Genomic DNA, 14172 nt, shown 5'->3' on the forward strand with positions numbered 1-14172 from the left:
ACGCCACAGCTGGTGGTGAAGCCAACCTCATGCAGCAACTCATTCAAGCATTTATCTTGGGGCTTATCCAAGGCATAACAGAATTTCTGCCTATCAGCAGTACTGCACATTTGGAGGTATTTACCAAAGCATTTGGATGGGAACTCTTGGGGCAAAAGGCATTTGTGGCGACGATTCAATTTGGCAGTGTCATTGCCGTCTTAATGTATTTCCGCAAAGATATCAGTCAAATCTTGACTGGAGGCTGGAAAGCTTTTCAGCAAAAAGACTGGCAGCGAAATGAATGGCAATTGCTCGTTGGTATAGCAATAGGCACATTACCAATTTTGGTGGCAGGCTTTCTGCTGAAGGATGTGCTGTAAACTGATGAAAACTCTTTGATCAACAGCATGAGTACCATTGCCATCGATTCAATTGTTTTGGCAATTTTACTAGGAGCAGCAGAAAAATTTGGTAGTCGCGAGCGAGATTTTTTAGCACTAAAAATGCAAGATGGACTTTTGATAGGGTTGGGGCAAATGCTCTCGCTAGCACCTGGTGTATCCCGTTCTGGTTCCACTTTTACGACTGCTTTATTTTTAGGGCTCCAGAGACAAACAGCCGCAAGATTTTCCTTTTTGTTAGGGATTCCAGCCTTAGCTATTGCAACAATATATCAGTTTTTGAAAGAGGCATTGGGCAAAATTGACTTGGTGGTGGTGAGTGTTGGGTACTTTCTACGTTTGTATTTTCTTATATATCGATTGCTTGGTTGCTGCGATATCTTCAAACCCGTAACAATTGGATATTTGTTTGGTATCGTTTGGCTTTTGGGGCTACAATTCTCGTTGCAATCGCGACTGGGCTATTGAAAAATACTTAGAAGCTATTATTATATTTTTTACAGTTACAACTTTAGACTACTGCCTGTGGACTCATGGCTCGATGCGTGAGTTTAACCACGTAGCACTCCTGAAAAAGCTATTTTGCCTCCGGGTTTGTGTGTGGGGTGTTTGTGTATTTGGTTGTAGAGACAGTGAGCATAGGTAAAGGAATGGCTCTATCAAAACGTCAATTGTTTTTGCTTTTAAGTGCTGCATCCGCGATGATCTCGGTTGTCGCAGTACCGATAAAAGTTCTTGCCACCCAGCCCAACGTAGGGGCAGATGGGGTGCAACAAATGAATATTTTCCAAGCTTTGGTTTTAGGCTTTGTGCAAGGAGCTACGGAATTTCTACCTATCAGTAGCACAGCACACTTAAAGGTTGTGCCCGTGCTGCTTGGATGGGGCGATCCGGGGTAACTTTTACCGCTGTGATTCAGCTTGGGAGTATTGCTGCTGTAGTGTGGTATTTCTGGAGCGATTTGACACAACTTGCTCAAGGTACAACAAAAGCGATCGCGCGTTCTGATTACCAAGACAAGGACTTTCGTATCACCTTGGGAATTCTCATCGGAACGTTGCCAATTGTCTTTTTTGGACTTCTAATAAAAAAGTTCATTCCCGATTTTGATAATTCACCTTTGCGGAGTATGGCAGCGATCGCAGGTGCCTCAATTTTTATGTCACTGTTATTGGGAGTTGCAGAAAAACTGGGCACACGAAAGCGAGAGTTTAGCCAATTGAATATGTCAGATGGTATATTCATGGGATTAGCTCAAGCTATGGCATTAATTCCTGGTGTTTCGCGCTCCGGTTCTACCTTAACAGCAGGATTATTTATTGGTTTAGAAAGGGCAACAGCAGCTAGATTTTCCTTTTTGCTAGGTATCCCTGCTATTACCTTAGCTGGGTTAGTTGAGTTAAAAGATGTTTTAGGACAAGGCTTAGAGAATGCAGCGATAGTTTCCCTGGTCGTTGGCGTCGTTTCATCTGCGATATTTTCTTACATGGCGATCGCTGGTTTGTTGCGCTTTTTGAAAAACCGAAGCACTTGGGTATTTATCTGGTATCGATTGGTGTTTGGCGTACTTATCCTAGGGGCAATTGGAGCAGGATTATTGAAAAATATTTGATGAGATTTCTTACAAAAATCTGATTTTTGGCTCTTTAAAACCGCAGATGGACGCCGAAGTAGATGGACGCAGATCATTTATCTGTGTCCATCTGTGTCCATCTGTGGTTCTTATCTCCTGATGTATTGCACTCAATTGAGCCCGCTATATTAACTGTTTACTTCTGCCCTGATAATGCTACTTTTAATTGCTGACAAGCTTTTTCAATCGCATCTACACTACCAGGATTGACAAGCCCGTAATAGTCAAATTCGTAAACTCGATTATTTTTCGTAGCTTTGAGTTGATTCCAAAAAGATTCTGACTTAAAAGATTTCAAAAGTCCAGCCTGGGGACTCACAACAATTAATACATCTGGATTTGCTTCCAGAACTTTTTCAGCAGAAAGCGTCACATAACCAGGTACTGAAATTTTACCTTGTAAATCAGCTGTGAGATTTTTTGCTTGAAATTTCTCTAGCAAATTTCCCGCCCAACTTTTTTTGCTTGGTGACAAAATTGGTTGACGGCTAACTAGCACCAATGTAGAAGGATTCTGAGTTAGCTTATCTGGCAAAAAAGTTTGATAGCGGTTTAATAATGGAGTTGAGTCTGCATCAACAATTTTTGCCAGGCTTTTGGTTAACTCTTGTAATCCTTCCCAACTGTCAACTTTAGTGAGTAAAGTTGTAATACCCAGTTCTTTGAGTTTGTCGGTAGTTAAATTAGAAAAACCTTCAGCGCCAATCACTAAATCTGGTTTCAGTGCTACTATTTTCTCTAAATTTGGTGTTGCTTGTCCCTCACTGACACGGGGAATATCTTTAAATCGTGAGTCATTTTTGAATAAATTGCTACCAGATATACCTACTAATTTTGTACTATCCAATTGATAAATAATATCAGCCGAAAGAGATGTGAGGCTGACAACTCTTTCGGCTGGCTGTTGGGATTCCTGCGATGTAGAGATAGTAGTTGCATCTGTATTTTTTGCTTGTTCAGTTGTTGTATTTGTGCAAGCAAAAATACCCAAAGTCAACCAGAGTATTAAGCCAAATAGTATGAAACGACGTTGCATAATTACCCCATAATTTTTATTCATTGCTAGATGCAGCTTGGTACTCATCACCAATAGCAGCCAAGGAGCAAATTTGCAAACCAACTGGCGTTTCCAACACAGCAACTTCTACGCCTAAAACATCAGCCAAATTAAGAGGTGTCAAAACTAGCCTTGGTTCTCCTACTGCCCAAATTTTACCTTGGTATAGCAGTGCAATGCGAGAGCTATATCTTGCTGCCAAATTCACATCATGCAAAACTGTGATAATTGACAAGCCTTGTTCCTCGTTGAGTTGTTTGAGCAGTTCTAGTAACTGTAACTGGTAGCGAATATCTAAATAAGTCGTCGGTTCATCCAACAGCAAAACTTGCGGATCTTGCGCTAAAGCCAACGCCAAAAAAGCTCTTTGTCGCTCACCACCGGATAATTGTTCTACAGGGCGATCGCACAAAGATTGCATCCGCGTTAACTGTAAGGCTCTCTCTACTTTATCTCTATCCTCGGGGTTTAATTCCCATTGCCACCAAGGTTGATGAGGTGTGCGCCCTAAAGACACCAACTGTCGCACCGTCAACCCCGCAGGTATCGTTTGCTGTTGTGGTAATAATGCCAGTTTTTGGGCGACAACAGCAGCTTTTTGGGTGTGAATGGCTTTACCATCGAGTAGCACAGCGCCTGTTTGCGGTTTCAGCAGGCGACTCATGAGTTTTAGGAGGGTGGATTTTCCTGAACCATTCGCACCTACTAGACTCAGCCATTCTCCCGCTTGCAGTGCGATTTGGATTTCTTGAACAATCGGTTTACCTGCGTATCCACCGGTGAGATTGTGTGTTTCTAACGGCATTGAAGAAAGTTAAACATAAAAGGAGTCAAAATACACAATTGTTGGAAAAAGGGTTAATACCATTTTACGAAAAGGATGATACAAATCGGTAGTGTAGAGACGCGCTGTTTGAAGCGTCTCTACAGAATTTCAATGTATCGCGATTAACGTGAAATGGTATAAGAATGGAGTTCTAAAATTGTACTGCATACATCCAAACTAGAACCGCACTTGCGTAGAAGAACCGATGAAACTAAATGGTCAGCAATACAAACAATTCACACAAGCTCTACTTGACGCATTTCCAGAGCAGCAAAGACTTGCTGAAGTAGTAAGATTCCAGTTTGAAAAAAACCTCAATGCAATAGCAATGGGCAATGACTTACAAGCAATTGTTTTTAGATTAATTCAAGCAGCAGAAGCTGAGGGATGGGTTGATAAACTGATTGCAGGTGCTCGTGAGTCAAATCCTGGAAACCCAGCATTATTTGTCTTTGCCCAAGAGTTTAATCTTGCGACTCCTATGCCACCACAGCTATCAGCAAGAGGCGCATTAGAGAAAATTATTAAGAAAACGAATAGTTTTCTAGACGTGAATACATGGCGAGAAAAGTTAGGCACAATTGAGGCGCAAGTCTGCCGCATAGAAATTACCAACAACAATAATACGAAAGAATTTGGAACAGGTTTTCTGATTGCACCAAATGTCGTTATTACCAATTACCATGTCATCGAATCTGTGGATTCAGGACAAGCAAATGCCAGCAATGTTATTCTGCGTTTTGACTATAAACAACTAGCGGATGGCAAGATTATCAATAAAGGTACAGAGTATCGCTTAGTAGAGTCTGACTGGCTGATTGATAAAAGTCCTTACACCAAAAATACTTTGCCAACACCTGACGAACTAGATTATGCCTTGCTCCGAGTAGATGGAGTTCCTGGAGAAGAAGCGATCGCGAAAAACTCTGATCCAAATGCTCCACAGCGAGGATGGATTTCGTTACCTACCCAACCTTATGAATTTTTGCCTGAGACTCCATTATTAATAGTGCAACATCCAAAAGCCGAGCCATTAAAATTGGCGTTTGACACAGATGCTATTATTGGCATCAACGAAAATGGCACAACTGTTAAATATAAAACCAATACTCAGCCTGGTTCCTCTGGTTCTCCATGTTTTGACATTAACTGGAATTTAGTAGCGCTGCATCATAGCGGTGATCCCGACAGGAGAAATCCAACTTACAACGCGGGAACTCCCTTGAGTGCTATTTGTTCACGTTTAGAGAAGCAAGGTTTATTGGCTGATTTACGAAGTGGTCAACCACTATGGTAAATATTTTATATCGAGAATAGGAAAGTTGAATTTCCGGAAGCAAATAAAACCAGGGTGTAGATACTTGAATGGAGTTAACAACTGTGAATTTTCATTTTGGTAGGTATGGAGTAGTCACTCATGTGCTTGTCTGGATATGAGATAAAAAAAATAAGAAAGGCACTAAAATCTGCTTACCCTAGGCGAGACAGATTGATTATAATGCTACGTGAAGAAATTGATATAGATGAGTCAGAAGTTCCTCAAGATTCAGATTATGATATTGTTCTCTCTAGATTAATAACCAATTTTGAGATTCGAGGTAGTATCCAAGAATTAATTAATGGTGCGCGTAAGGGAAATTCTGGTAATTACTGCTTGCAGAAATTATCTATTACAATTGATGCTTTTAAAAAACTTGCTCCTTTGGAGGAAAAATATCTTGAAAAAATGAAGCAGTCTTATCTTGCCTGTTGTCCTAAGGATTGGCATATCAATCAAAATACTGATACTGCTCATGATCTGGAATAAATTTTAGATAATCTTGAGGATATGCCTCAAGGGAGTAATCTTTACAGCCGTACTGAGCAGTTTGTGGCTCGTTTCTTAGTAGATGTAGAAAATAAGCTACATCCTGAGGAATTTAATAAATTAAAGGAATGGGGCGAACAGAGTTTTGAGAATTTTTCTGAGTTGCTTCTTCGGAAAGATGAGAAAAAAACAAGCAAAGAACAAGAAAATATACCAAATCACCTGATTATTTACCTAGACTCAAGTAAACAACAAAAAAAGCGTTATTTTGTTTCGGCTTGGTTTATCCCTGATGGAGCAAATGAGAAATTCAATCATCTGACAGGAGAAGGTTATAAATTTTTAGAAATCGAAGAACAGGAGCAAGAAACATTTACTCTAGAACAAATTCCTTCTTTACTAGAAGACTATCTTGACAAAATAACTCCATACCTAACTGACTTCTCTAGCCAACCAACAATTGAGGTTTTTTTACCGTATGAACTGTTAAACGAACCTATTGATACTTGGATAATTCAGCAAGAGGAAGAACTACCAATTTCTATCGGTAGTTTATACAAAGTTATTCTTCGTTCTAGTCGTCGTTTGAGGAAGGAATATCCTCATAGAAATGTTTGGGTGCAGAAGTGGAAGACTTTAAAGGAGCTAACTGAAAACGCTTGCTCTAAGTGTTGTACCTCTGGTGACTGTCATTCTTGGAAAGAACTGTTTTCTATATTAAATCAAGAGACTGCTATTGCTTTAAAACTGTTGAAACCACCGTCTAATAATTTTTTTAAAGTGATGAATCAAACTGCCATTCCAGTTGCATTATGGTTAAGACAGGAATTACAAAACTCACATCATCAAGTTGAACTTGACGAACTCCTGATATGTTCAATAACAGAATTACCAGAGCGAGTCAAACGCAAGCGTTCAGATGATTTTCCTTACGATTATGAGCAGCGCATCGGACATCACCTCTCCTTACTATGGGAAAATCCTCATATATTGCCACCTCAGATTGAATATACAACACCATCATGACATCTTGGAAAATCTTTCAAGGAACTCCTGAAAAACCCCACAATGGAATTGAACGCCTTCCTGAGCCTCCTAACTGGCGCAGATTTGACAAAGAAGAACGAGGTATCGCTTATCAGGCGAGGGGTGAGGAAATAGAGCTAGTCAATGCAGCTTTATATTTGCGTCGTCCTTTATTGGTGACAGGAAAACCGGGGACAGGGAAAACTTCTTTAGCTTATGCGGTGGCTAAAGAATTACAACTGGGAGAGGTGTTGCGTTGGAACATTACGACTCGCTCGACTTTACAGCAAGGACTTTATCGTTATGATGCCATTGGTAGGTTACAAGATGCTCAAATGAGTCAGGATAATAAAGATAGTGATAAGAATAATAGTGACAAAGATAATAAGAAAAATTTAGCTGAGATTGGCAAGTATATTCAATTGGGTTCCTTGGGAACAGCGTTACTTCCTTCAAAAAATCCCAAGGTGTTATTAATTGACGAAATGGATAAAAGCGATATTGATTTACCCAATGATTTATTAAATATCTTTGAAGAAGGGGAATATGAGATTCCCGAACTAGCAAGGATAGCGGATAAAATTTCTGAAATTGTTGTACAAACTTACGATAACCAAACGACAACCATCGTAAGAGGAAAGGTGCAGTGTCAGGCGTTTCCGTTTGTTGTCCTCACAAGTAACGGCGAAAGAGAATTTCCACCCGCTTTCTTGCGGCGCTGCTTGAGATTAGATTTACGAGAACCGACTCGTGAGGAGTTAGAAGCGATTGTCAAAGCGCATTTAGGAGATATTATTGGACAAGCAGACAAAATTATTCAGAAATTTGTCAACCGACGGGATAAGGGAGACTTGGCAACAGACCAATTACTCAATGCCATTTATATGTTAACCCGTACGGCTCATTTGCCTGATTCTCCGATGCTTGATTCTGTGGATGATGGAGAAAAAGAACAGAATAAAGAAAAGTTCATCGAACGCTTGCTGCAATACTTGAGTAGTACAGAGGGGATATGATTGAGCGGGCGATCGCCATTCTACAACAAGCAGGCTTTGACCTAACCGCCCGCGAGTTAGCAGAAATTATTTGGTTGGCGGTTCATATAGAGGAGTCTGAGCAATTACAGCAGCAATTACAGCAGCAATTACAACAGCGATTGCCTACGGCAGAGCTTCGCTTAACCCAACAATTAACTGTATCAAAATCACAGCCACCCAGAACTAACCAACCCCAAACCCAAACTCAAGAAATTCCAGAGTCAGAACCTCAAGTCACAGAACCTCGTGCTGAAGTCTATCTTCCCTCTTCTGTGCAAAGTTCCGCAAAGTCTCCAGAAAATCGGGAAGCAATTCCTATCAAAGTACCTGCGGCTGTAGCACTAAGAAATTCCCTAGCTTTAGGACGCGCACTTCGTCCTTTAATGCGGAAAATTCCATCTCCTACAGAAAATATACTGGATGAAGAAGCAACCGTTTGCCGCATTGCACAAGAAAAAATTTGGGTACCAGTTCTAAAACCTGCGCCAGAAAGATGGTTAGAGTTAGCGTTAGTTGTTGAACAAAGCAGTTCCACCGCTGTCTGGAAACAGACTATCACCGAACTCCAACGGCTGTTAAAACATCACGGTGCGTTCCGGGATGTGCGAACTTGGGAATTAAAGGTTACTGAAACAAAAGCACAATTATTCCCTCAAAATAGTACAGGTGCTTATAGTTCAACTCCCTATAGTCGGGAAGTATTGATTGACTCCAAGGGACAGCGTTTAATTTTACTGGTGAGTGATTGTATTTCTCCCGCTTGGCGAAGGAAGTTTATTCATCCAGTATTAGAGCTGTGGGGACGTAAGGGTTTAATAACTATTCTGCAATTACTCCCCGAACGGCTTTGGGAACGAACAGGTTTAGCTTCAGAAATACCTGTTCTACTGCGTTCCCTTAACCCTGGAGTTTTCAATTCTCAGTTGATTGTAGAAACTTGGGATGAAGATACAACTGATGAAATTGAGAACGCTGATCAAGAAGACGCAAACAAAATTCAAAATTCTATCCCTGTTCCCATTATCACTCTAGAGCCTGAACCTTTACTATTATGGTCACGGGTTATAGCGGGTTTAGGGAATGTAAAAACAGCAGGGTTTAAATTTTCCTCTGTAAATGTGGTTGAACACAGGGACACTCAACGATTAACAGAACACAAAGAACTCAACCTGACTCCACAAGCGTTAGTTAGTCGATTTCGCGCCACAGCTTCTCCCCTTGCTCGTCGGTTAGCTGGATTAATCGCAGCTGCACCCGTTAGTTTACCAGTCGTGCAACTGATTCAGCAAACCCTGCTCTCGCAATCATCACAAATTCATGTGGCGGAGGTGTTTATGAGTGGATTGCTCAAACCTCTAACATCTATTCGCCAAGATACAGACGCTGATTATATTGAGTATGAGTTTGTTGAAGGGGTAAGAGAATTACTGCTAGAGTCTGTACCAGTTAGTAAAACAATTTCAGTCATTGATAACGTATCTGAGTTTGTCGCTAAACGACTAGGTTTATCAGTACGGGAATTTGAAGCGCGTTTGCTTGTAGCTGCATCTCAGGGGAAAGATTCTCTAGAAACAAAGATTCGTCCCTTTGCACAGTTCAAGGCTCAAGTTTTACGACAATTGGGAAGGGAGTATGCGCGTTTTGCCGAGGAATTAGACCCGCAGTATAAAGCAAAACCAACGTCTTTAAAGAATTATTGGCTATTCCAAGGAAATCCCAAATCTTATAGAATGCTTGATGCTATTCGGGATTTAGAGGAGATATTCTGGTCAATCAATCGCTATAAAAAAGATATTGCTGTGGGAGATGGGGTTCTCATTTGGGTCTCTGGAAAAGAATCTGGGATTTATGCGTTCGGAGAAGTTATTGAACCTGTCAAGAAATTAGAGGAACTTCCTGAAATTGATTACTGGATTGATACAAGTCTTCTTGATACTAAACGTAATCAAGATCAAGTTCGCATCCGCTTAACAAGCAAACTACTAGAGAAACCACTATTGCGGAAAGAATTAAAGCAAGATTTTATACTGAATAATTTAGCAGTAATTCGCCTTAATCGCGGTTCCATATTCAAGGTCACACCGGAGGAGTGGAGGCGAGTTCATGAGTTGAAGAGATTGGGCATAGAATTGGCTGTTACTACAAAATCATTTGAATTTGAAGTGGTCACAGTTCACAGCACCGGAGACATCATTAAACGAAAAACTAAACAAGCTCAATACTTCACCGAAGACTTAGGAAATAGTATCACCTTAGAAATGGTTGCTATCCCTGGTGGCAAATTTATGATGGGTTCGCCAGAAGGGGAAGGATGTAAAAGTGAAAAACCTCAGCATGAAGTCACTGTTCAACCCTTTTTTATGGGCAAATACCTTATTACCCAAGCACAATGGCGAGCAGTTGCTGCGTTACCTAGAGTTAACCGTGACCTTAATCCAGAACCATCTTATTTTAAAGGTGATAATCTTCCTGTAGAGCAAGTCTCCTGGTATGATGCCGTCGAATTCTGTGCCAGACTTTCTAGAAAAACAGGACGGGAATATCGACTACCCAGTGAAGCAGAGTGGGAATATGCTTGTCGTGCTGGAACGATAACACCGTTTCATTTTGGCGAGACAATTACATATGAGTTAGCCAATTATGATGCCAGAGTAACCTTTGATGATGTCAGGGGAACTTTTGATGATGTCAGGGGAACTTTTGATGATGCTCCACAAGGACAATACCGAGAACAAACAACACCAGTAGGAACTTTTCCCCCTAACGCCTTTGGTTTATATGATATGCACGGTAACGTATGGGAATGGTGTGGAGACGCTTGGCATGAAAATTACCAAGGAGCGCCAACAGATGGAACTGCGTGGACTAATGATAATAATCAAGAGCAGAATACGGGTATAGGTTCAAGACTCACTAACCGATGGAAAAATATTAGGGGTCAAAATCGGCTGCTGCGCGGTGGTTCGTGGGGCGACGCTCCTGAGAACTGCCGTTGTGCTTACCGTGTCACGGATCTCCCGGACGATGTCAGCGACAACGACGGTTTTCGGGTAGTGTGTAGCGTTGCGGCGATCGCTCTTCAATAACCTTTGACACTATTGCCCTATTACCTATACGTGGAACTATCAAAGAATGAGTGCTTCGATTTTTGCTTGCACTTCTTCAATTAAGTCTTGTTCAGCTTTCTCTACAAACAGAATTTTTCTGGCTCTCCAATCTAGAGATTTGATTTGGTCACTTAAAATGACACCGCTCGTTTTCATACCCTCTGTTGGGAAACCGTTCGGAGTTCGGCGAGGAGTTCGGCGTGGGCTGCATCGAGCCGCTCACTCGAGCCGTTGAGCGCGGTTCGGTGTTCGGCGATCTCACACGAGCCGCTGATCTCACCGTCGAAGCCTCACGGACGTTCGGCGAAGCTCAGTCGAGCCGCGAAGCCCGCCTGCTTTCTCTGGACTCACCATTCTCAACAAGAGCCAGAGGCTCTAATATCTCGTTACCAGGTTGAACCTGGTAACGAGGGTTTGGAGGCTTCGCCTCTTCACTGTTGCAACTCTTGCAAGATTTCAGTCTCCCAAAAACATCAATTGTTAAAATTTCCTTTGCGTTGATACAGCAACCAGATAAACAAAGGCGATCCAAAAAGTGCCGTGACAGCACCAACTGGTAACTCCACAGCGCCTAAGCGAGAGAGCAAATCAGCGCCTGTGAGGACGAAAGCACCGCCAACCGCACTCAATGGCAAAACAACCCGATAATCTGTGCCAACAAACAAGCGGATAGCGTGGGGAACGATTAAGCCGACAAAGCCAATCAATCCCGCGACACTCACAGCACCTGCGGTTAATAGTGTGGCGATCGCGCCGATAAAAATGCGCGATCGCACTAAAGAAACCCCTAACCCAACTGCCAAGTCATCGCCCAAATTGAGCAAATTAACACTACGCCCCAACAGACACCCCAGCAGTAAGGATAAACAAATATAAGGTCCGGCGATCGCTACCAGATTCCATCCTCTTCCATTTAAACTACCAATTAACCAATTTAACGCCGCTTGCACCCGTCCATCGTCTGCCAGCAGCAACAATACCGATTGAATCGCCCCAAATAATGAACTCACTGCGACTCCACCCAAAATTAACCGTTCAATGGAAATACCATCACCACTGCGAGCCAGAAAATAAACGAAAACAGTTGTTAGTAAGCTGCCAATCCAAGCAGCCAAAGGTACCCAACTCTGCAATACTCCAAGCGTAATTATTGGCACAACTACCAAACCTGCACCAGCAGAAATACCGAGTAAGAACGGATCTGCCAGTCCGTTTCGTAGCATTCCCTGAAGCAGTGCGCCAGACATTCCTAAGGCTGCACCGACTAGCATTGCGGCTAGGGTGCGCGGTAGTCGTAAATCCCAGATAATCGTTTGAGTGAGTGTGTCTCCTTTACGCAGGATTGCTTGCCACAATTGGGCTGGAGTCATCGCTACCGCTCCAAATGACAAGGAAATCCCTATCATAAAAAGTAGTGCGATACTCAGTAATAAAGTTACCACCAGTACACGGTTGCTTGAGATTATTTTTGGCACTCGAACTCTACGCTGCTGTTACGACTTTAAACGTTGATAATCATAGAGAGATTTCATTAGACTTCTTGCAAAAGTCGAAAACAAAGAATAACTAACCACAGATGGACACAGATAGAACTTATATTCCGCAAGAGGTCTATTTTATGCAAAATAAAGTTAATACACTGATTTTTATTCTTTATTAAATCAATTAAAGTCTATTATCGACTCTTGGATAAATTATAAATATTACTTTGATTCCAGGTAAGTTAAAATCAGTAGCGAGAAATTATAAGCTTGTAGAGTATCACTCGTTTGACTCTACAACTTCCCAGACGATTAATTATCGCATATTAACTAATAAATAATAGCCCGTATATTATAACTCACAACTTATGACTACCATTCATCCTGCCCGAATTACAAAAGTCCTACCAGAGTCCATCGCCGCAGAAATTGGATTTGAAGTGGGAGATGCAATTGTCAGCATCAACGGTACACAGCCTCGCGATTTGATAGATTATCAGTTTTTGTGTGCGGATGAGGTACTAGAACTAGAAGTTTTAGACACTGCTGGCAAAACTCATCATATTGAAATTGAAAAAGACTATGACGACGACTTAGGGCTAGAGTTTGAAACAGCTCTATTTGATGGTTTGATTCAGTGTAATAACCGTTGCCCGTTTTGCTTTATTGATCAGCAACCACCAGGTAAGCGCTCAAGCTTATACCTAAAGGATGATGATTATCGCCTGAGCTTTTTGTATGGCTCCTACTTAACTCTCACAAATTTAACAGAACGAGAATGGCAGCGAATTGAAAATATGCGGCTGTCTCCTTTGTACGTGTCTGTCCATGCGACGGAACCCGATGTTAGAATTAGACTGCTGAAAAATCCCCGTGCAGGACAAATTTTGCAGCAAATCAAGTGGTTCAAAAAAAGAAGGCTGCAAATTCACGCACAAGTCGTGGTTTGTCCTGGTATCAATGATGGCGTTCATCTGGAACAGACGTTAAGAGATTTAGCGTCTTTTCATACTGGAGAAGTGCCTGCTGTTGCCTCTGTGGCAGTGGTACCGGTGGGTTTAACGCGGTTTCGTCCCCAAGAAGATGAACTCACACCTGTCACCAGAGAAAAAGCACGGGAAGTCATTTCCCAGGTGCGATCGCTACAGCAGGAATTTCAAAAGAAACAACGAAGCTGTGTTTGGCTGGCTGATGAGTGGTTTTTGATTGCTGGAGAGGAATTACCAACTGAAGCAGAATACAAAGATTATCCTCAAATAGATAACGGTGTCGGTTCGATTCGTTTGTTTCTCAAGCAGTTTGCCGAAACAGCAAACAAGTTACTACCGCCAAAAGTTCAGCCGAGAAAATTGACTTGGATAGTTGGTAATGCAGTAGAACAAGCGTTTCAACCTATTTTGAAGCAATTGAATTCTGTTGAGGGTTTAGAGGTTAAAATGTGCGCTTTGTCAAGCGATTACTGGGGACAAAATATTACCGTTACTGGCTTGCTGACTGGTCATGATTTGCTTTTGAAATTACAGGGGCAAGATTTGGGAGATGGAATTTTGCTGCCAAGTGTCATGCTAAAACATGCTGAATTGGTATTTTTAGATGATATAAGTGTTGAGGATGTGGCTTGTAAGCTCGATACAAAAATATTTCCAGTAGCGGGAGTAGAAGAATTCATTCAAAAGTGCATCAACCCACTGAACGGCGACAAGAGTTAATCTTTTATAATTTTCTTTCAAAATTCATCATTAAGTTGTTTATTTTTGTTCGCGCAGCGTGCCGTAGGCATACTTTGAATTTTGAATTTTGAATTTTTAAAGGTGA

At 41.6% G+C, this 14172-nt stretch carries 10 protein-coding genes and 2 pseudogenes; 8 read left to right on the forward strand and 4 right to left on the reverse strand.

The window, feature by feature from the left end; genetic code table 11:
• Positions 1-862, forward strand: a pseudogene (locus tag V5G28_RS28725) (undecaprenyl-diphosphate phosphatase); the annotation flags it as partial.
• Positions 863-1033: 171 nt separating this feature from the next.
• Positions 1034-1995: pseudogene (locus V5G28_RS28730) on the forward strand (undecaprenyl-diphosphate phosphatase).
• A gap of 157 nt (positions 1996-2152) precedes the next feature.
• On the opposite strand, the gene V5G28_RS28735 reads toward V5G28_RS28730, so the two are convergent.
• Together V5G28_RS28735 and V5G28_RS28740 are read right to left on the reverse strand one after the other, a co-directional pair.
• Entirely contained in the window at positions 2153-3052 is a 900-nt protein-coding gene (locus V5G28_RS28735; protein WP_332994276.1) for an ABC transporter substrate-binding protein, read from the reverse strand.
• A 16-nt stretch (positions 3053-3068) separates the two neighbouring features.
• Positions 3069-3878 (reverse strand): ABC transporter ATP-binding protein, encoded by an 810-nt coding sequence (locus V5G28_RS28740; protein WP_332994163.1) that lies wholly within the window; start codon positions 3876-3878, stop codon positions 3069-3071.
• Positions 3879-4104: 226 nt separating this feature from the next.
• Between V5G28_RS28740 and V5G28_RS28745 the strand changes: the two genes are divergently transcribed.
• The 5 genes from V5G28_RS28745 to V5G28_RS28765 all read left to right on the forward strand — a co-directional run bounded on the left by V5G28_RS28745 (position 4105) and on the right by V5G28_RS28765 (position 10855).
• The gene (locus tag V5G28_RS28745; protein ID WP_332994165.1) at positions 4105-5196 is read left to right on the forward strand and encodes an effector-associated domain EAD1-containing protein; all 1092 of its coding nucleotides are present in this window, start codon (positions 4105-4107) and stop codon (positions 5194-5196) included.
• A gap of 120 nt (positions 5197-5316) precedes the next feature.
• Positions 5317-5706, forward strand: coding sequence for an effector-associated domain EAD1-containing protein (locus V5G28_RS28750; protein ID WP_332994167.1), 390 nt, complete (start codon positions 5317-5319; stop codon positions 5704-5706).
• The gene (locus tag V5G28_RS28755) at positions 5707-6732 is read left to right on the forward strand and encodes a VMAP-C domain-containing protein (RefSeq protein ID WP_332994278.1); all 1026 of its coding nucleotides are present in this window, start codon (positions 5707-5709) and stop codon (positions 6730-6732) included.
• Complete coding sequence (locus V5G28_RS28760) at positions 6729-7748, forward strand: AAA family ATPase (protein WP_332994170.1); 1020 nt, start codon at positions 6729-6731, stop codon at positions 7746-7748. Before V5G28_RS28755 ends, V5G28_RS28760 begins: the two co-directional genes overlap by 4 nt.
• Positions 7745-10855, forward strand: coding sequence for an SAV_2336 N-terminal domain-related protein (locus V5G28_RS28765; protein WP_332994173.1), 3111 nt, complete (start codon positions 7745-7747; stop codon positions 10853-10855). Before V5G28_RS28760 ends, V5G28_RS28765 begins: the two co-directional genes overlap by 4 nt.
• Positions 10856-10894: 39 nt before the next feature.
• On the opposite strand, the gene V5G28_RS28770 is transcribed toward V5G28_RS28765, so the two are convergent.
• Together V5G28_RS28770 and V5G28_RS28775 are read right to left on the reverse strand one after the other, a co-directional pair.
• Positions 10895-11032 (reverse strand): hypothetical protein, encoded by a 138-nt coding sequence (locus tag V5G28_RS28770; RefSeq protein ID WP_332994175.1) that lies wholly within the window; start codon positions 11030-11032, stop codon positions 10895-10897.
• A gap of 317 nt (positions 11033-11349) precedes the next feature.
• On the reverse strand, positions 11350-12351 hold the full coding sequence (locus V5G28_RS28775; protein ID WP_332994177.1) for a FecCD family ABC transporter permease: 1002 nt from the start codon (positions 12349-12351) through the stop codon (positions 11350-11352).
• Between the two features lie 374 nt (positions 12352-12725).
• On the opposite strand from V5G28_RS28775, the gene V5G28_RS28780 reads away from it, so the two are divergent.
• Complete coding sequence (locus V5G28_RS28780) at positions 12726-14066, forward strand: TIGR03279 family radical SAM protein (protein ID WP_332994180.1); 1341 nt, start codon at positions 12726-12728, stop codon at positions 14064-14066.
• Positions 14067-14172: the final 106 nt, after the last annotated feature.

It is taken from the genome of Scytonema sp. PRP1, from assembly GCF_036697665.2.
GTDB lineage: Bacteria > Cyanobacteriota > Cyanobacteriia > Cyanobacteriales > Nostocaceae > Kalymmatonema > Kalymmatonema gypsitolerans.